General features: G+C 62.7%; 11 protein-coding genes and 4 tRNA genes. 11 read left to right on the forward strand and 4 right to left on the reverse strand.

Annotated features, from left to right (window positions below; all coding sequences use genetic code 11):
* The first annotated feature begins 127 nt into the window (after positions 1 to 127).
* The 5 genes from AB8E48_RS02835 to AB8E48_RS02855 all read left to right on the forward strand — a co-directional run bounded on the left by AB8E48_RS02835 (position 128) and on the right by AB8E48_RS02855 (position 6068).
* The gene (locus AB8E48_RS02835) at positions 128 to 3457 is read left to right on the forward strand and encodes a bifunctional [glutamine synthetase] adenylyltransferase/[glutamine synthetase]-adenylyl-L-tyrosine phosphorylase (RefSeq protein ID WP_368885696.1); all 3330 of its coding nucleotides are present in this window, start codon (positions 128 to 130) and stop codon (positions 3455 to 3457) included.
* A 353-nt stretch (positions 3458 to 3810) separates the two neighbouring features.
* Positions 3811 to 3883: transfer RNA gene (locus tag AB8E48_RS02840), tRNA-Gly, on the forward strand.
* Positions 3884 to 3930: 47 nt separating this feature from the next.
* Positions 3931 to 4001, forward strand: a tRNA-Cys gene (locus tag AB8E48_RS02845).
* A 24-nt stretch (positions 4002 to 4025) separates the two neighbouring features.
* Positions 4026 to 4097: transfer RNA gene (locus AB8E48_RS02850), tRNA-Val, on the forward strand.
* 603 nt (positions 4098 to 4700) lie between these two features.
* Positions 4701 to 6068 (forward strand): hypothetical protein, encoded by a 1368-nt coding sequence (locus AB8E48_RS02855; RefSeq protein WP_368885697.1) that lies wholly within the window; start codon positions 4701 to 4703, stop codon positions 6066 to 6068.
* Between the two features lie 369 nt (positions 6069 to 6437).
* Here AB8E48_RS02855 and hrpA read toward each other — a convergent pair whose 3' ends face one another.
* The gene (gene hrpA / locus AB8E48_RS02860) at positions 6438 to 10973 is read right to left on the reverse strand and encodes an ATP-dependent RNA helicase HrpA (RefSeq protein WP_368885698.1); all 4536 of its coding nucleotides are present in this window, start codon (positions 10971 to 10973) and stop codon (positions 6438 to 6440) included.
* 284 nt (positions 10974 to 11257) lie between these two features.
* Between hrpA and AB8E48_RS02865 the strand changes: the two genes are divergently transcribed.
* Positions 11258 to 11719 carry a helix-turn-helix domain-containing protein gene (locus tag AB8E48_RS02865; RefSeq protein WP_049354863.1) on the forward strand — a complete coding sequence of 154 codons (462 nt, stop codon included), beginning with the start codon at positions 11258 to 11260 and terminating at the stop codon, positions 11717 to 11719.
* 73 nt (positions 11720 to 11792) lie between these two features.
* Here AB8E48_RS02865 and AB8E48_RS02870 read toward each other — a convergent pair whose 3' ends face one another.
* The 3 genes from AB8E48_RS02870 to AB8E48_RS02880 all read right to left on the reverse strand — a co-directional run bounded on the left by AB8E48_RS02870 (position 11793) and on the right by AB8E48_RS02880 (position 14220).
* The gene (locus AB8E48_RS02870) at positions 11793 to 12953 is read right to left on the reverse strand and encodes an alpha/beta hydrolase fold domain-containing protein (protein ID WP_368885699.1); all 1161 of its coding nucleotides are present in this window, start codon (positions 12951 to 12953) and stop codon (positions 11793 to 11795) included.
* A 14-nt stretch (positions 12954 to 12967) separates the two neighbouring features.
* A complete protein-coding gene (locus AB8E48_RS02875; RefSeq protein ID WP_368885710.1) occupies positions 12968 to 13906 on the reverse strand; it encodes an NADP-dependent oxidoreductase in 939 nt (312 codons plus the stop codon).
* A 240-nt stretch (positions 13907 to 14146) separates the two neighbouring features.
* Positions 14147 to 14220: transfer RNA gene (locus AB8E48_RS02880), tRNA-Arg, on the reverse strand.
* Positions 14221 to 14295: 75 nt separating this feature from the next.
* On the opposite strand from AB8E48_RS02880, the gene argS reads away from it, so the two are divergent.
* From argS to thrB, 5 genes are all read left to right on the forward strand, one after another.
* Entirely contained in the window at positions 14296 to 15960 is a 1665-nt protein-coding gene (gene argS, locus AB8E48_RS02885; RefSeq protein ID WP_049333701.1) for an arginine--tRNA ligase, read from the forward strand.
* A 95-nt stretch (positions 15961 to 16055) separates the two neighbouring features.
* A complete protein-coding gene (locus AB8E48_RS02890; RefSeq protein WP_368885700.1) occupies positions 16056 to 17576 on the forward strand; it encodes a diaminopimelate decarboxylase in 1521 nt (506 codons plus the stop codon).
* 312 nt (positions 17577 to 17888) lie between these two features.
* Positions 17889 to 19178: a homoserine dehydrogenase gene (locus AB8E48_RS02895; RefSeq protein WP_368885701.1), complete on the forward strand. Its 1290-nt coding sequence runs from the start codon at positions 17889 to 17891 to the stop codon at positions 19176 to 19178.
* A 156-nt stretch (positions 19179 to 19334) separates the two neighbouring features.
* The gene (gene thrC, locus AB8E48_RS02900; RefSeq protein ID WP_005507788.1) at positions 19335 to 20435 is read left to right on the forward strand and encodes a threonine synthase; all 1101 of its coding nucleotides are present in this window, start codon (positions 19335 to 19337) and stop codon (positions 20433 to 20435) included.
* Positions 20436 to 20557: 122 nt separating this feature from the next.
* On the forward strand, positions 20558 to 21526 hold the full coding sequence (gene thrB / locus AB8E48_RS02905; RefSeq protein ID WP_368885702.1) for a homoserine kinase: 969 nt from the start codon (positions 20558 to 20560) through the stop codon (positions 21524 to 21526).
* The last annotated feature ends 118 nt before the right edge of the window (positions 21527 to 21644 follow it).

Below are 21644 nucleotides of genomic sequence, written 5' to 3' on the forward strand. Positions count from 1 at the left end.
AGCCTCAGGGCGGTACCCGCTACCGGTAACACGCCGGCGGGTACCGCCCACAGGTGTATCAGCATCGCTTTTTATCCCGCCGAAATTTATACTCTCTACCCACGGTTCTACCCACAGTTCTCACGCTATGACTGACAGCTCTCACTACCCGGCCACCGGGCTCATCCGCATTGTTGACCCCGCCAAAGAACCCAAGCCGCTGACCGACATCGCCCCCGATGTGCTCGACGACGAACAGCGTGCCGAAGCCGAACGCAAAGCACAGCTGCGCCTGCACACCCGCATGATTGCCACCGGTTTTCACGACCCGTCCAAGGCGGAACGCTGGCTTAACGCGCCCGAACTGCAGCGCGTTTCGCAGGATGCGCTCTTTGCCGGGCTGCGCCTCTCACCCTCCCCGGATATTGCCCTGCCTGCACTCGTGCGCCTCATTGAGAAGCACCCGGCGGTCGCTGAGCGCGCCAACCGCGGTGAGGAAGAATTCGGCATGTACCGCCTGCTCGGTGCATCCCAGGCGATTGGCGATTTCCTCTACCGCCGCCCCGAGCTCATTGACCCGCTCTTCGATACGCAGGTGTACCCCGCCGAGAGCGCGCTGATTCGTTCCCAGCACCCGGCGTCGATCCTGCCGGAAACCGATGGGGAATTTCTGACCCCCATCGCTCCGCTGGACACCCCATACCGTCGCGATATCCTCACAGCCCTCGGCGCGGACCCGCACGCGGAGCGTCCGCGCGCTGCCGCCGAGCAGACCGGCAAGGACGGCTACGTGACCCTGCGCGTCGCCTACCGCGCCGCCCTGGCGCGCATCGCCCTGCTCGACGTGTGCTGCGAAGACCCTGTCGAAATGATGCCCACTATCGGTCGTCACCTCGCCGATTTGGCTGCCGCCGCGCTGGAGGGTGCGCTCGCCATTGCCCGCACCGAAGTTGCGGAGGGGCTGGGCCCCGGCCTGGCGGCTCCTCGCCGCGGCGAGGCTGTAGACGCCCTGGACTTGGCGATTATCGGCATGGGTAAGTGCGGTGCCCGCGAGCTGAACTATATTTCTGACGTTGACGTGGTGTACGTGGTTGCGCCTGTAGAGCCTGCACACAGCACCGGGGCAGAGGGGGAGACCGCCCCGCTCAAGCTCACCGAGAACGAATGTTCCACCATCGGCACGGAGCTCGTGCACGCCCTCACCCGCGCCATTATGGGCCCCGCACCCGAACCCGCCCTCTGGGAGGTCGACGCGAACCTGCGCCCCGAGGGTAAGGACGGTCCGCTGGTTCGCACCGTCGAATCCTACGTTCAGTACTACAAGCGCTGGGCAGAAAACTGGGAGTTCCAGGCACTCCTCAAGGCACGCCCCATCGCTGGTTCGGCGCAGCTGGGTGCCCGCTACGCCCGCGCCATTGACCCCTTCGTGTGGGAGTCTGCCGCCCGCGAATCCTTCGTGGAATCCGTGCAGGCGATGCGCGCCCGCGTGACCGACAATATCCCCTCGCACCAGGTGGACCGCCAGATTAAGCTGGGCCCGGGCGGCCTGCGCGATATCGAGTTCACCGTGCAGCTGCTACAGCTCGTGCACGGTCGAACCGACCCCGCCGTGCGCACCAAATCCACCGTGGATTCCCTCGCGGCACTGACCGCGGTCAGCTACATCAGCCGCACCGACGCCGAGGCGTTCAGCCGCGACTACAAGAAGCTGCGCGTGCTGGAGCACCGCATCCAGTTGCAGCAGCTACGCCGCACCCACCTGATGCCCGAGAAGGAAGCCGAACAGCGCGCTCTTGCCCGGTCGATTCTCTCCCCGGAACGTAACGGCACGCTCTCTGCCGAACAGATGCTCAAGGCGTGGCAGAAAATTAAACGGAACGTCCGTTCACTGCACGAGCGAATCTTCTTCCGCCCGCTGCTTGCCGCCGTCTCCACGCTCAGCCGCGACGAAGTGGTGCTCAGCGAGCAGGCTGCACAGGACCGTCTTGCCGCCCTCGGCTACCGCGACCCGCGCGGCGCCATGCGCCACATCAAGGCGCTCACCACGGGCCTTTCCCGCAGTGCAGACATTCAGCGTCACCTCATGCCCGTACTGCTGGGCTGGTTCGCCCGCGGCGTGGACGCGGACGCCGGCCTGCTCGGATTCCGCATCGTCTCCGAATCGCTCGGTAGTACCAGCTGGTACCTGCGCATGCTCCGCGACTCACCCGCGGCCGCCGAGCGCCTGAGCCAGCTGCTCTCCAGTTCGCGTCCCATGACCGACCTGCTGGAGGACGCCTCCGCCTCCATCGCCTGGCTGGACAAGGTCGCCGACCTCAAACCGCTGGGGGAGGAAGCGCTCGAATCCGAGATTTCCTCGCTACTGGCACGCCACGATGACGCCGCCGAGGCGATGCGCGCCGTGCGCTACCTGCGCCGCCGCGAAACCCTGCGCACCGCCATGGGCTGGACCCTGGGCATCGTCGACATTGAGGACACCTGCGCGGGTCTTGCCGCCATCGACGAGTGCACGATCGGTGCGGCGCTGCAGATTGCCCTGCGCGAGCTCCAGATGGCACCGGAAGGCGCTGAGAATGCGGAAGCGGCGGGGGAGAAGCTGCTCACCCGCATTGCCGTCATCGGTATGGGCCGCCTCGGCGGTGCCGAGAACGGCTTCGGCTCCGATGCGGACGTCATGTTCGTCCACGAACCCCTCGACGGGGCAGACGAAGACGCCGCACAGGAACAGGCGGCGCGCATCGTCAACCGCACCCTCGCCCTGCTCAAGCAACCCGTCAAGCCCCCGATTCGCGCCGAGCGCCCCCTCGAAGTGGATGCCGACCTGCGCCCCGAAGGCAAGCAGGGCGCTATCGTGCGCTCTCTGGATTCCTACCGCTCCTACTACGAGCGGTGGGCGGAAACCTGGGAGTTCCAGGCGCTCACTCGCGCCCGCCCCATTGCCGGCGACGAGGAGCTTGGCGAGGCTTTCGTGGAGCTCATCGACCCGTACCGCTACCCGGCAACCTTTACGCCCGAGCAGGTGCAGCAGATTCGCCGCATGAAGGCGCGCGTGGAAAACGAACGCATGCCTCACGGTGCCGACCGCACCCGCCAGCTCAAGCTCGGCCGCGGCGGACTCTCCGACGTGGAATGGCTGGTCCAGCTCGTGCAGCTGCGCCACGCATACGCCGTGCCGGGGCTGCGCACCACCTCCACGCTGAAGGCGCTGGATGCGGCGGTCGAAGCGGGGCTGGTCGAGGCCGCGGACGCTGAAATCCTCAGCGGTGCCTGGCTGCTCGCCACCAAGATTCGCGGCGGCAACGTGCTACGCGGTGTGCGCCAATCCGACACCCTGCCCTCGGGTCGTGCCGACCTGGAAGCAATCGCCCGCTGGTGCGGATACCCCGCCGGTAGTGCGCGCGCCCTCGAAGAGGACTACCTGCGCCAAACCCGCAACGCCCGCAAGGTCTACGAGCGACTCTTCTTCGAAGAACTCTAAAAATCACAGGTGCGGATTTCATAGGGGAGGGGTGGGGAACCAATTGTGGTTCCCCGCCCCTCTTTTTCATGCCCTATCGAAATTTTTTGCGGGCAACGCCCTCCCGGACCTCACCTCAACCAGAGCCGTATCCATACCAAAAACCCGAAAATGTGACCGGCACCATGAAAATAAATTTTGCTTCCATGTTCCAAAAACGAGACAAAATACCCCGTTCTGCCCCGGAAACACGCGGAACACCGGGGGTTCAACAAAGGATTTGGCAAACGCTCAAAAACCCCGTATAGTATTTACCTGTCAGCACGACGGAGCGAAAAACTCCATCGAATGATTCAAATTGAATACGCTGATATGCGGTTGTAGCTCAGTTGGTAGAGCACCACCTTGCCAAGGTGGATGTCGCGAGTTCAAGTCTCGTCAACCGCTCGTAAGGACTCCAAGAGTTCGAACGCGTTCCCTCGTGGAGCGTATGCGGTGAGGTGGTCGAGTGGTTAGGCAGCGGCCTGCAAAGCCGTGTACGCGGGTTCGAATCCCGTCCTCACCTCGCAACGAAACAACTGTTTTGTGAGCGCGATTGGCGCAGCGGTAGCGCGCTTCCCTGACACGGAAGAGGTCACTGGTTCGATCCCAGTATCGCGCACAAATGAAGCCCTGATTCTTCGGAACCAGGGCTTTTGTGTTTAACTTTTTAGTTTTGGTTTAGGAGGGATGGTGCCCTCCTTGTTCCTGCAGGGGACCCGCCCTCGCTTCGCTTCGGGCACCCTGATGTCACGACGGAGGACACCACCCCTCCGCCTCGTATGTAAAACACCCAGCCTCGGTTTAGTAAGCGTGGGGCTTGTGTGCGCGATACCGGCATAACGAACTGGAAGGGGAGGGGGCTGTCGCCCTTTCAGACTTTTGCTGGCTCCGCCGGACAGATGGGCTGAAATTATGGCTCAGTGCCGCACCTTCCGGAAGCGACATCAGGGTGCCCGCCCGGGCGCTCTCCGCAGCGAAGCAAGGAAGAGCGGAGCGTCTGGGTGCGGCGGGTTCCCCAGCAGGAGCGAAGGAAAGGCGCGGCGCAAGGTGCCCAAAGGCTCCCATGCCGCGCTCCAACCAGGGATTTACGTTAAAGCTGAGGTTCAGGGTATTCTTTTCCTCGGCGCTGATTTTCTTTCCACAGCAAGCAAATCGAGGCTTGTTTGGAGCCAAATAAAGTCGCGCCGCAAACACATCACCCCACCTGAATAAAGGGCATACCATGTCTACTTCCCTGACCCGCCGCAAGCTCGTCGCTGGCGCAGCCTGGGCGGCGCCGGTCGTCGCAGCCTCGGCAACCATCCCCTCCTACGCGGCATCCGTCGCCGCCACCAACGACTGCATCCTGGCGGCCAGCCCGGCGTATAGCATCTCCGGCACCGACGAAGGCGCCAAGACCGTACAGAGCTTCGCCGTCCCCAACAATGTCTACAAGCTCCGCTTCGAACTGGTCGGCGGCGCTGGTGGCACCAACAACCGCATGACCCCCGCCGGATCCGGCGCGAAGGTCACCGGCATCATCCCCGTCACCCCCGGCTCCACCGTGCAGATCATCGCTGCGGCAGGCGGTATTGGCGATGGCTCCCTCACCCCCACCGCCGGCGGTGAAGGCTACGGTAACGGCGGCTCCGTACCCGCCTACACCATCCCCGCCAACGTCACCGCGCAGGTCGACGCAAAATACGCTGACCCGGCAAACTCCAAGAGCCAGGTCTACGCCGCATCCGGCGGCGGCTCCTCGGCACTGCTCATCGACGGCACCGTAGTGGCGGTTGCAGGCGGCGGTGGCGGCGCGGGCATGACCAGCTCCGGCGTGTCCTACGAGGACCCCTGGTACTCCAACCTCGACGGCCAGATCGACGCAGGCGTGGCGGCCCTCGGCTCGGATGCATCCCCGCAGTTCGACGCGGCGGGCAACGCCTCCGCAGCGGCAGGCTCCAACGGTACTCCCGGCTACGAAATCTACAAGGCTGAACGCTCCAAGGTTCTGACCTACAACTCCGGTTTCGGCGGCGCAGCGGGCGTGGGCGGCGCAGGTGGCGCGGCAGGCACCCTTCCGGCAAGCGGCCCCATCATCGGTTTCGAGACCACCAACAACCAGGTGCTGTTCAGCCAGTTCGTTGCCGGTAACGCGGGCACCAACGGCTTCGCAGGCAACGGTGGCGACGGCGCGGGCGCATACTCCTACCAGCTGGACGAGAACCCCGCCAGCGTGCACGAGAAGGGCACCTACGAGGACCGCAGCTGGGACCTGGACGTCTACAACGATGAGGGCGCGTACGCGCAGAACTTCAACGGCTACCAGTCCGTGGTGTCCGGTGGCGGTGGCGCGGGCTACGGAGGCGGCGGTTCCGGTGCGGCGCAGTCCGTCTCCTCGATTGTGCTAACTCAGAAGTGGCTGAACAGCCCGACCGGTGTGCGTCAGGGCCTCGGCTACACGATGCAGGGTGGCGCTGGTGGCGCGGGCGGCTCGTACATTGCACCGTCCGTGAGCGAGGGCATGATTGTTTCGGCTGAGAACGCGCCGCAGTGGATGCGCGAGCGCGGCAACGGCTCCGTAAAGGTGACCTTCTGCGAGGCGGCTGCCTAACCGTTTCTTACGCTGAGGCGTTTGGGCGGTGCGCCGCATGTTTCCTCCGCGCCTACGCAGGGGCACCCGTCACCCGGACGCTCCGCTCTTCCTTGCTTCGCTGCGGAGAGCGTCCGTGTGACACCCTGAGGGCGCTTCCGGAAAACACGGCTGCACCTGCAACGCAAGCAAAGAGCCCCCACACGAGGTAATCGTGTGGGGGCTCTTTGCCGTTCACAGTGCAAGCTGAGCCGGGAACCTAGCGCGGAAAGGCGGTGTCGTCCGTAGCGACATCAGGGTGCCCGAGCTCTGCGAGGGCGGGTGCCCCTGTAGGAGCGAGGACGAACACCGCCATCCGCGCAAGCCGCAGACAACCCGCAAGCTCACAATCTAACGCTTGATGGCGTCCAGCGCCTCACGCTGAGCCTTCGCGATGCGCTTCTCAGAGACCGTGTAGGCGGTGCCGAGCTCCTGGGCGAAGAAGCTGACGCGCAGCTCCTCAATCATCCAGTTCACGCGGCGGAGCGCATCCGGAACGATGGTGCCGGCCGGCAGCGACTTGACCGCGTTATCGTAGGAGTCCTCCAGATCCTGCACGGTGAGCATCAGCTGGTTGTCGCGGTGCAGGTTCGGGCCGAGCTTCGTCAGGCGCACCTGGGCGGCCTTCAGGTAGCGCGGCAGGTGAACCAGCTGGTCGTAGCCGGTCTGCGCCACGAACCCGGGGTAGACCAGGTTTTCCATCTGAGCCTTCACGTCGGAGACGGCGTGCATGGTCGTCAGCGAGGTGGCCTTCTTGATGGCCTTCTTCAGCGCGGTGGCTTCGGAGAGGATTTCGGCGACGAGCTTGGTGACGTCGAAGACCGTCTCGATGAGTTCGGCGCGCACGTGCTCGTAGAGTTCGCTGTATTCGGCCTGCGTGAAGATGGGCGTGTGCGGCACGAGGTGGTCGAGCGCCGCGACGGTGCAGTCGCGGATGAGCTCGTCGATGGATCCGTGCGGGTTCTGCGTGAAGACGATTTTCTCCTTGTGGGAGAGGTGTTCGCTCACGTAGCGCACGGGCGAGGGCACCTGCAGCTGGAGCAGGCGGATGATGCCACGGCGCTGCGCGTGCAGCTGCTCGGCCTCGGTGGGGAAGATGCGCAGTCCCACGCTGGAGCCTTCGTCCACGAGGGCGGGGTAACCGTTGACCGCCTGGGTCGCGATGACGCGCTGTACCTTGCGGGGGATCTCTCCGTTGGGGAAGAGGTCGGCGGGGAATTCGGTGAGGCCGGTGACCTCGCGTACTCCGCCGGATGCGTCCGCGTTGGCAGGGGCACCGGGGCTCTTCGCGCCCTTCTTCGCAGAAGTCGCGGAGCTACCCGAGCTGCCAGAGCCACCCTGTGCGAGTGCCACCATTTTTGCCATGGTGTCGTCGGATGCGCCGAGCGAGTCGGCGAGGGCGCTGCGAATCTCCTTGTGCAGTTGCTGCTGCAGGGCTCGCAGGTCCTTGCCTTCGCCCAGGATCTTGTTGCGGGCGTTGCGCACCTGGAAGCCCATCTTCAGGTGCTCGGGCACGGCGTCCCAGTTGAAGGCTTCGGGCTCGACGACCACGCCGCGCAGGCGGCGTAGTACGAGTGCCAGGGAGGGGATGAGCTCGTCGGTGGCGGGGGAGTAGTCCTCCTCGAGGGCGGCGCAGGCGGCGCGTGCCACGTCGGGTGCGGGCACGAAGTTGCGGCGAATCGCCTTAGGGAGGGACTTGATGAGCGCGGTGACGAGTTCGTGGCGCAGGCCGGGAATCTGCCAGCGGAACGGTTCGGGGTTCAGCTGGTTGAGGAACAGGATGGGTACCTGGACTGCTACGCCGTCGCGCTTGGCGGCGTCGGTGCGTGCGCCTCCCACGCCGGCGGTGGGGGCGTATTCGTAGCGCAGGTCGAGGGTCAGTTCGCCGCTGTCGGTGCGCTGCACCCACTGGCGGGGGAACTGGGAGTCGTCGTAGTCGGCGGCTTCCTCGTTGATGAGTTTTTCGGGGTTGAAGTCCAGGTAGTTGTCGTCTTCAAGACGTGCCTGCTTCCACCACTTGTCGAAGGCGCGCACGTCGGTGACGTGGGCGGGGATGCGTGCGTCGTAGAAGGCGAAGAGTACGGAGTCGTCCACGCGCAGGTCGCGGCGGCGTAGGCGTGCTTCAAGTTCCTCGACTTCGGCGAGGGCGCGCTGGTTGCGCAGGTAGAACTTGTGCTGGGTGTGCCATTGGCCTTCGACGAGGGCGGACTGGATGAACAGTTCGCGGGCCGCGGCGGCGTCTACGCGGGCGTACTGTACGGGGCGGTCGGCGTAGATGGTCAGACCGAAGAGGGTGCCCTTGGCGTAGGCGACTGCCGCGCCGGAGCTGAGGGACCAGTGCGGTTCGGAGTATTGCACGCTGATGAGGTGCTTGCCGATTTCTTCGATCCACTGCGGGTCGATGGAGGCGTTGGTGCGCGCCCACAGGCGGGAGGTTTCGACGAGTTCGGCGGAGAGCACCCAGTCGGGGCCCTTCTTGAACAGGCCGGAGCCGGGGAAAATCGCGAACTTGGTGCCGCGCGCGCCGAGGTATTCGCGGGGGCCGCGGGTGCGCCCCTTGGAGTCCTTTTCGCGTTCTTCCTTGACGCCCACGTGCGAGAGCAGGCCGGAGAGCAGGCTCTTGTGGATGTCGACTTCGTGGGCGGAGGCGTTGATGTCGCGTCCGCCGCTGGCGTGAATGTTGGCGGTGCGTCCCATTTCGCGCAGCTGGGCGAAGAGATCCTGCCATTCGCGGATGCGCAGGTAGTTGATGAACTCGCGGTGGCACATCTTGCGTAGCTGCGAGGAGGATAGCGCCGCCTGCTGCTCGTTGATGTAGTCCCAGAGCAGCAGGAAAGAGGAGAAATCGGAGGTGTCGTCGACGAAGCGGGCGTGCATAGCGTCGGCTTCGGCGCGCACGTCGGCGGGGCGTTCGCGCGGGTCCTGGATGGTCAGGGCGGCGGCGAGCACCATCATTTCCTTGGCGCAGTTGCGGCGGCCACCTTCGATGATCATGCGGGCCAGGCGCGGGTCCACGGGGAATGCCGCCATGGCTCGGCCGATGGCGGTGAGGGTTGCGCTATTGCCGCGGCCCTTGCGGGGCTGGCGGGGGCGTTCGGTGAGCGCGCCAAGTTCGCGCAGCAGGTTCACGCCGTCGTTAATGGCGCGGGATGCGGGCGGCTGTACGAACGGGAAGCGGGAGATGTCGCCGGGTTCGCGGACCACGCCGATGGCAATCATCTGCAGGATGACGGCGGCGAGGTTGGTGCGCAGAATTTCGGGGTCGGTGAACTCGGGGCGCGAGTTGAAGTCTTCTTCGGAGTAGAGGCGGATGGCGATACCGTCGCTGACGCGGCCGCATCGACCGGAACGCTGGTTGGCGCTTGCCTGCGAGATACGCTCGATGGGCAGGCGCTGAACCTTGGTGCGCGCGGAGTAGCGCGAGATGCGGGCGGTGCCGGTGTCGATGACGTACTTGATGCCGGGCACGGTCAGCGAGGTTTCGGCAACGTTCGTGGCGAGCACGATGCGCGGGCGGGAGCCGGGGGAGAACACGCGGTGCTGCTCGGCGAGCGAGAGGCGCGCGTACAGGGGTAGCACCTCGTAGTTCAGGCGCGGGGACTTGGCGACCATCGCCTCGATCGCGTCCTTGGCGTCGCGGATTTCGCGTTCGCCGGAGAAGAAGATGAGGATGTCGCCGGGGGCTTCCTTGGAGAGTTCCTTGATGGCGTCGAGGATACCGTCGGTGGGGTCGTGGTCGTCTTCGATTTCGTCGTCGCTGAGGTAGTCTTCCTCGTCGAGCGGGCGGTAGCGGATTTCCACGGGGTAGGTTCGGCCGGACACCTCGATGATGGGCGGCGCGTCGTCGGGCAGGATTGCTTCGGCGATTTCGCGTTCTTCGTCGCTGAGGTTTTCGTCGACGATGCCCTTGCCCGGCACGTAGCTGGGGGAGAAATGGCGCGCGAAACGTTCCGGGTCGATGGTCGCGGAGGTAATAATGACCTTCAGATCCGGGCGCTGCGGCAGGATGCGCTTGAGGTAGCCGAGGATGAAGTCAATGTTCAGGCTGCGTTCGTGCGCCTCGTCAATGATGAGGGTGGAGTAGCGGCGCAGCAGCTTGTCGTTCTGAATTTCGGCGAGCAGAATGCCGTCGGTCATGAGCTTGATGGCGCTGTGTTCGCCGACCTCGGAGGTGAATCGCACCTGGTAGCCGACGGTTTCACCGATTTTCTGACCGAGTTCTTCGGCGATGCGTTCGGCGACGGAGCGTGCGGCGAGGCGGCGCGGCTGGGTGTGGCCGATGAGGCCCTTGGCGCCCAGGCCCAGGTCGAGGCACATTTTGGGAATCTGAGTGGTCTTACCGGAGCCGGTTTCACCCGCGATGATGACGACCTGGTTGTCACGAATCGCGTTCATGATGTCTTCGCGGCGTTCGCTGACGGGCAGCTCTTCGGGGTAGGTGATGACCTCGGGAATGAGCGGCTCGTAACGGCGCGGTGCCGGGCGGTTCTGCTGCTCGCCCTGGCGGTTACCCTTGTTACCGCCCTGCTGGTTGCCCTTGCCATCGCCCTGCTTGCGGGCGCGGTTGTTGGCGCCTGCGCGTCGGTTGGAGCGGGAGGCGTTGGAGTTGCGTTCGGATGCGCCGCCGGAGGAGTTCTTACGGTCTGCGTTATTCTTCTGGGCGCTGTTCTTCTGCGCACCCTTCTTCGGGGCGCCGTTTTTTACCGCGTTGTTCTCAGTAGTTTTATCTGCGGTTTTTTCGCCGGTCTTTTCGGAGGATCGTACCTTTGCCGCGTGGATTGCGGCTGCCATGCTCGCCATGGTGGGGGCGGTGCGGGGCTTAGCCGAGGAGGGGCGCTGGGACTTGGAAGTATCTGCGTGTTTCTTCGTGGATTTCTGCTCAGACATATCCTATCCAGTGTACTCGCCTTGCCCGCGGTGGGCTTGGGCTGTGCTTTGTTTGTCATATTTGGGTTTGTTCGCGGGTGCCTGGAGCATGCGGTGGCGGAATACCGACCCCAAACGAGCAATTAAGCTACAATAAATAGCATCAAATACTATCTAAAAAGCTAATAATTATTCATTTATATTTTAGGTACCGCAGATGCGAATTAACTGCGCTTCTTAGCTTTCTTTCGATAGTTTCGTTCAACTGCTACAGTGGTGAATAACACAGTAACGAAGGAGTGACTATGCCATCACCAAAGACGTACCCGGCAACGCGTGCTGCAGTGTTGGATTGCTGCGAAGACGGACAGCACGAAGAAATTCACCACCGCTGCGAAGAACTCTTCCAAGCCCTCGTTCACGCGAGTCTGCGCACCCACTTCGACCGCCTCAGCGCCGAAGAAACCCTCTACCTGGTCACCGGCGACGGTGAGCGCGTACAGATTTCCCCTGAAATGTACGGACCCCTCACCTCCGTGGCGCGCGCATTCGCCGACCGCAAGGATGTTTGCGTGGTTCGCCAGGACCGCCTCATGACCACGCAGGAGGCGGCAGACTACCTGGGCGTATCCCGCCCGACCGTTGTTCGACTGCTGGAACGCGGAGATATTCCGTTCGAGCGCATTAACACGCACCGTCGCGTTGCTTTTGACGACCTCGAACGTTACCGCCTCGAGCACGAATACGTGAACCGCCGCGTTCGCTAAACCCGCATCTGGTCGATTACTTTCTGATCAATCACTCAGACCGGACAGTACGGTTTTAGATAGCGCAGTTGAGCTATACAGCGCGGTTGAAGAATCGCAGCATCTGCTGAACAATATCGGGGCTAAAACAGCGCGAATCCCCGTGTTCGGCATCCGGAACCAGCACCAAATCGGTAGGCACCTGCCGCGTGCGCAGCGCCTGATACACTCGCACCGATTGCTGGTACGGCACACACGAATCACTAATACCGTGCACGAGCATCAGGGGAGTGGCATCGCCGCTCACTCCCTGTGCAGAGGCACCTTCGACCTTATTCACTCGTTTCTGGGGGCGTACCGCATCAATAGGATGCGCACGCTCCCAGTTCTTTTGAGTGCGCTCGATGGAAACACCCGGAACCGCCCGCTCACCCGCGGAAATATCGATAGTAGACACGTCTACGGGGACCGGGTAGGTGCTTCCCAACAGTCGCCATTCCGCCCCGTCATCTTCGGGATGGTCGAGGGCGTAGCCAGCCAGGGGGCGATCGGTGAAGATGGTCCTCAAATCGCTGACCCCGTAAAACGAAGCCACCGCAGCCACCCGTGAACTATGGGACGGGTAGGCGCTTGCCGCCCTGCCTTCAAAGTATTCGTTGTGCTCGGGCGCGCTCGTATGATTTTCGGTGGCGGAATTCTCAACTGCGGAATCTCCCGTATGCGCAACCAGCATGCTCAGGTGCCCGCCCGCGCTTCCGCCCGCTACTGCAATGCACTGCGGGTCAATACCGAACTCGTGCGCGTTGGCGCGGAAGAAACGCACCGCCTCCTTCACATCGTGCAGGGCACCCGGAAAGAGCGCCTGATGCGAATACCGGTAGTTGATGGACGCAACCGCCCAGCCTGCCTGCTGAAAAGCGGCGCGCATGAGCGCCTGGGTGTTGGGCTGCTCCCCGTCAGGGGTGCGCAGGATAGTGTCGCGTAGGGCCTGGTTGGTGCCGAAGCGCCAGGCACCGCCGTGAACCCACACCAGCAGCGGCGCGGGGGAGGAGATATCTCCGGCCGCGGGGAAGAAATCGTAGGCGAACGCCTCGCGAGTTACCGGCGACTGTGCACCGTAGTCGGGTAGCGAGTGGGCATCGTAAAAGCCCGCCTCGCGGTAAAAACCGGAGCGGTACTCGGTGCTCTCAACGGCGGGTGCACTCTCAACGGTCGGCGCGACCCCAGTGTTCGGCGCGCTCTCAGAAGTCTGCATGAACCAGCGCCGCGCTAGGGAACCAGAACGATCTTGCCGCGGGTGCGACCCGTCGCCACCAGGGCGTGAGCCTGCGCAGCCTGCGAGAAATCAAGCACCTGATCCACGTGCACCTTCAGCAGGCCCAGGGACATGAGGCGGGCAATCTCCTGCATCTGCACACGGTCCGGGTGAACCGTCAGCCACTGCGCCTCAAAGCCACGCTCACGCGCCACATCCAGCGGGTCGGGACTGGTCAGGGTGACAATACGGCCGCCGGGGACCAGTACCTCCAGCGAATCGAGGAAGGTCTGCTTACCGGTGGAATTGAGCACCACGTCCATGGTCTGGCCCAGTACGGCGCGGAAATCTTCGGTGCGGTAATCAATGGGCTGGGCGCCCAGCGAGCGCACAAACTCGTGGTTCACCTCAGAGGCGGTCGCAAAAACCTGAGCGCCAGCATGCGCCGCCAGCTGAACAGCGAGATGACCGACGCCTCCGGCACCGGCGTGGATGAGCACGCGCTCGCCCTCCTTCAGCTGCGCCACCTCAAAAAGTGCCTGGTATGCGGTGAGTGCCGCCAGGGGAGCGCCACCCAACTGCGCGCAGGGAACATCGGCGGGGACCTTCACCAGCTGATGCGCCGGGGCGAGAACATACTCGGCGTACGCACCTGCGGGGGCTGGGAAAGACACCAGGCCAAATACACCGTCGCCCACCTTAAAACCGGTGTAGTCGCCAGCGGTGGCGACCACGGTACCGGCAACATCCCAGCCGGGCACGAAAGGCTTATACGACGGGTCAGCAAGCTGAGCGGCGGGGCCCAGGCCCTTGCGGGTGGTCAGATCAATCGGGTTCACACCGGCGGCAACCGTCTTGATGAGCACGTGACCGCGCACCGGCGAGGGGATGGGCACGTTTGCTTCGTGCAGAACGCTTTCGTCGCCCCACTCGGTGAGCTGAATCTGGCGCATGGTGGTCACGGTTTACCTCCGCTGTTGTGGCTTAAAGTTCGGGTTGAGTTGAACAGTGTGCGCGTTTCCCTATTCTCTCAAGGGTGCGAGCGTTGCCACAACAGGGCGGAGGGTAGTGTCCACGCTCTGGTGGTTCTGCCCGGAAATGTGCACCGGGTATATAAACCGGGCATATAAAAAGGAGCCGACGCCCGCTGTGCGAGTATCGGCTCCCGTGTTCCCTCTCGAATAAGAACATCGTGCCCCTGAAAGGATTCGAACCTTCGACCCCCAGTACCGGAAACTGGTGCTCTAATCCGCTGAGCTACAGAGGCAACCCCACCATGGTATCAGATATGCGCTAGATAATACGGTCAGGCACCCGCCAATGCTTGCTAGAATAGTTTGTTATGACTCCTGAAGAACTCTCTGAAGCCATTGCGCTTGCCCTTGAAGAAACCATTTCCTCCGGCCAGCTGACCCTCGTGGAGGGCGCTGAACTGCCCGCCGTCCGAGTGGAGCGCCCCAAGTCCCGCGAACACGGCGACTGGGCAACCAACGTCGCTCTGCAGCTCGCCAAGAAGGTGGGCAAGAACCCGCGTGAGGCAGCAGCTCTTCTGGCAGAGAAGATTGGCGCCATCCCCGGTGTTGCATCCGTTGACATTGCTGGCCCCGGCTTCCTGAACATCACCCTGGACGCCGCAGCTGCTGGTGAGCTCGCCGCCACCATCGTTGAGGCTGGCGAAGCATACGGCCGCAGCGACAAGTTCGCCGGTAAGACCATTAACCTTGAGTTTGTCTCCGCGAACCCGACCGGCCCCATCCACCTGGGCGGCACCCGCTGGGCTGCCGTCGGTGATGCGCTCGCCCGCGTTCTTGAGGCTGAGGGCGCTAACGTCGTGCGCGAGTACTACTTCAACGACCACGGCACCCAGATTGACCGCTTCGTGCGTTCCCTGATTGCCGCCGCCCGCGGTGAGGAGACCCCCGAGGACGGCTACGCTGGCGCGTACATTGTGGACATTAAGGACCAGATTCTGGCTCAGCGCCCCGACGCGCTTGAGGCTGAGAACCCCGAAGAGATTTTCCGCGAAATCGGTACTCACCTGATGTTCGATCAGATCAAGGAGTCCCTGGCGGCATTCGGTACCCACTTTGACGTGTTCTTCCACGAGAACTCCGTGTTCGAAGGCGGCAAGGTGGATGCCCTGCTCGAGACCATGCGCGAGAACGGTCAGCTCTTCGAAGCTGACGGCGCATGGTGGATGCGCACCACCGACTACGGCGACGACAAGGACCGCGTGGTCATCAAGTCTGACGGCAACCACGCCTACGTGGCGGGCGATATCGCCTACTACCAGGACAAGATGACCCGCGCCGAGAACCCCGCCGACGTGGCGATTTACATGCTCGGTGCGGACCACAACGGCTACGTGGGCCGCCTGAAGGCTATCGCCCAGATTCTCGGCTACCGCGCCGACCAGATCGAGGTCATGATTGGTCAGCTGGTGAACCTGGTCAAGGACGGCAAGCCCGTCCGCATGTCGAAGCGTGCCGGTACCGTGGTCACCCTCGAGGACCTGGTCGAGGCTGTTGGCGTTGACGCGGCACGCTACGAGCTGACCCGCTACTCGGTGGACACCCCCATCGACATTGACCTGGGCCTGCTGACCTCCAAGAGCAACGAGAACCCGGTCTACTACGTGCAGTACGCTCACGCACGTACCGCCGCCGTGGCGCGCAACGCCGCGGAGGCCGGCGTGAAGATTGAGGACGGCGTGGACACCTCCCTGCTCGACTCGGCCGCTGACGGCGAGCTGCTGGCTGTGCTCGGCCAGTTCCCGGCCGCTGTGCGTGACGCCGCGAAGTTCTACGAGCCGCACCGCGTGAACCGCTACCTGGAGCAGCTCGCTTCGGCGTACCACAGCTGGTACGGCGTTTCCCGCGTTGCCCCCAAGGCGGATGAAGAGGTCACCGACCTGCACCGCACCCGCCTGCTGCTGAACAATGCGGCACAGCAGGTGCTGGCTAACGGCCTGAACCTGCTGGGTGTGAGCGCACCCGAGCGCATGTAATACCCCTCGATTCAACCCCCGACCCGGTGCTACCGGGGCGGGGGTTGAACGCATTGCCTCAAAGATACTCAACGATAGATAACGAAAGAGACACGATGAGCGAAGCCCGCGCCCTCTACGCCCCCGAATGGCTCACCTACCCCGAGAACCCCGAGGCACTGTCCCGCACCATCTGGACTGATTCCTTTACCCGCAATGAGCAGGGCGAACTCTGCATTGACGGCGTGACCGTTAGCGATTTGGCTACTGAGCACGAAACCCCGCAGTACGTCTTCTCCGAGACGACCTTCCGCGCCCGCGCCCGCGCCTACCGCACCGCTTTTGAGCAGGCTTTCGCCGCGCACGGTGCGAAGGTGAGCGTCTACTACGCCGGTAAGTCGTTCCTGTCCACTGCTGTGGCACGCTGGGCGACTGAGGAGGGGCTGTGCCTGGATACCGCCTCCGGTGGTGAGTTGGCGTTGGCTCTGCGCGCGCAGGTGCCCGGTGCGAATATCGCCCTGCACGGCAACAACAAGTCTGAGGCTGAAATTGCCCGCGCGATCCGCAACGGCCTGGGTCGCGTGGTGGCTGACTCGGTGGATGAGCTCAAGCTGATTGAGCAGGTGTACGCAGAGCTTGCCGCCGAGCGTGTGGCGGAAGGCGAGGAGCCCTACGCCCCGGTTCCGGTGCTGATTCGCATTACCCCCGGCGTGCACGCCTCCACCCACGAGTCCATTGCGACCGCGCACGAGGATCAGAAGTTTGGCATGTCCCTGCAGCCGGGCACCGCCGCGCTGGCCGGTCTGGAGGAGGATGAGCTGGAGCACTGGGGTGTTGAGGCATCGGATTCATATGCGGCGCTGGCTGCGGCGATTCTGAACGCGACCGATTCCCTGGATTTCCGCGGTATTCACTGCCATATTGGTTCGCAGATTTTTGAGGCGGAGGGCTTCGCTCAGGCGGCTACTACCGCCCTGGAGTTCATGAACCGCCTCAACCGCGACCTGGGCGTGACCCTACCGGAGCTGGACCTGGGCGGCGGTTACGGCATCGGTTACACCGAGGCGGATCACCCCCGCTCCATTACCGATGTGACCGAGTCGATTGCGGCTTCCGTTGCGGCGACCTGCGAGCGTCTGGGTATGGCGATTCCGCACATGTCGTTTGAGCCGGGCCGTTCGATTTCTGGTCCTTCGGGCGCGACCCTGTACACGGTCGGCACCATCAAGAACGTGAGCATTGAGGACGAGAACGGCGAGATTCGCGTGCGCCGCTACGTTTCGGTGGATGGCGGTATGAGCGATAACGCCCGCCCGGTGCTGTACGAATCGGATTACTCGGTGACCCTGGCGAATCGTGCCCCGGCGGGGGAGCAGGTGCTCTCTCGCGTGGTGGGTAAGCACTGCGAGTCCGGCGATGTGGTGGTGCGCTACTGCTACCTGCCCGCTGATCTGCAGGCGGGCGATATCCTGGCGGTTCCGGCGACCGGCGCGTACTGCTATGTGCTGGGGTCGAACTACAACTTCCTGACCCGCCCGCCGGTGATCGCGACTGCTGAGGGTCGTCCCTCCCGCGTGATGATTCGCCGTCAGCGCGAGGAGGACATGCTGGCGCTGGATATGGGTTCGGATATCTAGAGTTCCGTCCCAGATGCTATGAAACCGTGGAGTTCCCGTCTCTGCAATACGCGCCGTGAGGTGGCGGTTGCGAGCGGGGCTTCACGGTTTTGCACGTTCAAAACACGACAGACAAAACATGCAGAAGATAAGGTTCACCTCATTACTGTGAGGGAAACCTCATCTCAGAGAGTAAAAGTCGCAGCTTGAGGCTGCTGAGCCGTCCCCGGCTCTTGATAAAGTGGTTGTTGAGTGCGTGCTCTGCACCGCATCCACGCCTAGCCCGAAGATATACCGGGGCGAACCCGGAACAGACCGTAGAAAGAGACTATCGTGGCTGAAAAGATCAAAGTAGCACTGCTTGGTGCCGGTAATGTCGGTTCCCAGGCTGCTCGCATCCTGGTCGAGGATAACGCCGTCCTTGAGAAGCGCATTGGCGCCCCCGTGGAGTTGATCGGTATTGCTGTGCGCGATACTAATGCATCCCGCCACTGGAATGCGGACCCCTCGCTGTACACCACCGACGCTGAATCCCTGATTGATGCGGCGGATGTGGTCATCGAGCTGACCGGCGGTATTGAGCCGGCACGCACCCGCATTCTGCGTGCTCTGAAGGCAGGCAAGTCCGTGGTCTCCGGTAACAAGGCTCTGCTGGCTAAGCACGGTGTGGAGCTGCAGGCTGCCGCTGATAAGTCCGGCGCTCAGCTGTCCTATGAGGCTGCTGTTGCGGGTGCTATCCCGATTCTGCGCCCGCTGCGTGATTCCCTGGCTGGTGACCGTGTGACCCGCGTTCTGGGCATCATGAACGGCACCACCAACTACATTCTTGATCAGATGGACACCACCGGTGCTTCTTTCGCGGATGCACTGGCTGAGGCTCAGAAACTCGGCTACGCGGAGGCTGACCCGACCGCTGACGTTGAGGGGCACGATGCTGCGTCGAAGGCTGCGATTGTTGCTTCGCTGGCGTTCCACTCTGACTTCACTATTGATGATGTGCACACCGAGGGCATTACCTCCATCACCGCTGATGATGTTGCTTCCGCGGATGCTGACGGCTACGTCATCAAGTTGCTGGCTATTTGCGAGCGCGAGGGTGAGGACGGCGCGAACATTCGCGTGAACCCGACCCTGATTCCTCGTCAGCACCCGCTGGCTGGTGTGCACGGTGCGTTCAACGCTGTGTTCGTTGAGGCAGAGAATGCTGGCGAGCTGATGTTCTACGGTCCCGGTGCGGGTGGCGCTCCCACCGCGTCGGCTGTTCTGGGTGACTTCGTGTCCTTGGCTCGTCGTCTGGTGCTGGGTGGCCCCGGTGTTCCGGAGACTTCCCACGCTCAGCTGCACGCAACCAGCCTGGACAATGTGATTTCCCGCTACTCGGTGGGTGTTCTGGTGGAGGACCGCCTGGGTGTTCTGGCGAACATTACCCGTATCCTTGCCGAGCACGGTATTTCGGTTGATTCGCTGCGCCAGTCCACTCCGAAGGAGGGCGCGGCTCAGATTCGTATGGTCACCCACTCGGCGAAGGACTCCGATCTGCGCCGTGCGATTGCCGTGATTGACGCTCTGGACACTGTGCGTGAGGTGAACTCGGTCATCCGCGTGGAGTCCGAGAAGCACTAAAGCTCGAAGCGTCATCTACGTGCGGCTTGTGCCGCTCACTAAACCTGCGATGTTCGCTTGCGAGCGCATCGCTCACTAACTAACCCGCGTACCCGCTACCGCGCCGGACCTATGGGAGGTTCGGCGGGCGGGGCGCCAAGATTGAAGGAGAAGCCAATGGCACACGTGTGGCAGGGCGTTATCAATGAGTACCGTGACCGTCTGCCCTTCGCAGACGATGTGAAGGCTGTGACCCTGGGCGAGGGTGGTACCCCGCTGATTCACGCGCCGGCACTGTCTGCTGAGACCGGTAACACTGTTTACCTGAAGTTTGAGGGTATGAACCCGACCGGTTCGTTCAAGGACCGCGGTATGACCAGCGCGATGACCGCCGCTAAGCGTGACGGTGCGAAGGCTGTTGTGTGTGCTTCGACCGGTAACACTTCTGCGTCGGCTGCTGCGTACGCTCTGCAGGCTGGTATGCGCTGTGCAGTGCTGGTTCCGGACGGCAAGATTTCCATGGGTAAGCTGTCTCAGGCGATTGCTCACGGTGCTGACATCATTCAGATTGACGGCAACTTCGACAACTGCCTGGAGATTGCTCGCAAGCTCAGCGAGAACTACCCGGTGTTCCTGGTGAACTCGGTGAACCCCTACCGTATTGAGGGTCAGAAGACCGGTTCGTTCGAGGTTGTTGACACTCTGGGCGACGCTCCCGATTACCACCTGCTGCCGGTCGGCAACGCGGGTAATATTACCGCGTACTGGAAGGGCTACAAGGAGTACTCGGAGCCTTACACCAACCGTGACGGTAAGGTCCTAGAGCCGGTTGCAACCAAGCGTCCGATCATGTGGGGCTTCCAGGCTGCTGGTGCTGCACCGATTGTTGCTGGTCACCCGATTGAGGCTCCTGAGACCATTGCGACCGCGATCCGTATCGGTAACCCCGCGTCGTGGGAGAAGGCTGAAGCTGCTCGTGACGAGTCCGGCGGCGTGATTGAGGCTGTGACCGATGAGGAGATTCTGGAGGCGCACCGCTGGCTGTCCTCGCGTGAGGGCGTGTTCGTGGAGCCGGCTTCGGCTGCTGGCGTTGCGGGTCTGCTGAAGAAGCACCGCGCTGGTGAGGCTCCGGAGGGTAAGACCATTGTGATTACCGTGACCGGTCACGGTCTGAAGGACCCGCAGTGGGCTCTTGAGGCTGTTAACGGTGTGAAGGTTGAGCCGACTAAGGCTCCCTTCGACGTGGTTGCTGTGGCAGATATTCTGGATTTGCACTAGTCTGTTTGTATCTATTGTGTGCACTCCGTCCCGGTTTTCGGGGCGGGGTGCACCTGCATGACAGTCCTTTTTGTATCTTTCACCTATTCACTCCTTACGTCACCGATCGCGAGGTTCTTCTCATGTCTTCCCTGCATATTTCTGATATTCCGGTGGGCGCGTCCGTTAAGGTTCGCGTTCCCGCTACGAGCGCTAACCTGGGCCCCGGCTATGACAGCATGGGTTTGGGTCTTGGCTTCTACGATGAGCTGGTTGTTGAGCGTATTGAGTCCGGCCTGGAGTTTGAGCTCAGCGGTGAGGGCAGCGCGGATGTTCCTCGCGATGAGAGCCACCTGGTCTTGCAGGCGATGAAGGCTGGTTTCGCGGCGGCTGGTTTGGATGAACTGCCCCCGGTGAAGCTGATTGCTGACAATAAGATTCCGCATTCTCGCGGTATGGGTTCTTCTGCGTCGGCTATTGTGGCGGGTGTGGCCGCGGCGAGTGGTCTGCTGCCGGAGGAGTACCGCCTGAGCCGTGAGCAGATGCTGCAGGTCGCCTCCGATATGGAGGGCCACCCGGATAACGTGGCTCCGGCGATTTACGGTAACCTGTCGGTGTCCTGGGGCGAGCTGGGTCATTGGAAGTCCCTGATTATTCCGGTGCATCCTGAGGTTCACCCTGTGGTGGCTGTGCCCGATTATGAGGTGTCGACGAAGCTTGCTCGTTCGCTGATTCCTGCGCAGATGCCCCACGTTGAGGCGGCGGCGAACTCGGCTCGTGCGGCGCTGCTGGTGCGTACTCTTTCTGACGCTCCCGAGCACCTGATGGATGCGACCGTGGATTACCTGCATCAGGGGTACCGTGTGACCGCGATGGAGCCGTCGGCTGCGTTGGTAGCGTACCTGCGCGGTCAGGGCTTTGCGGCGGTGATTTCTGGTGCCGGCCCGACTGTTTTGACCTTTGCGCACGGCGACGAGCAGGTGCGACAGGTTCAGGAGGCGATTGCCGAGTTTGAGGCGACCCACCCCTGCAGCGCTATTGTGGACCGCCGCCTGAACTGGCGAGTGCTTCCCCTTGAAATTGATACTGAAGGTGTTATAGTTACTCAGTAGGACGTTATTAGTTCGTCCTACGTTGAGGTTCGCCCGTCGTTCAATGTAGACCGTCGATACTATCCTTCGTAACGTACTTCCGTTTCCCCCTTATGCCTCAGATGCTTTGTGCATCTGA

This window comes from Rothia mucilaginosa, assembly GCF_964211445.1.
Taxonomy (GTDB): domain Bacteria; phylum Actinomycetota; class Actinomycetes; order Actinomycetales; family Micrococcaceae; genus Rothia; species Rothia mucilaginosa_E.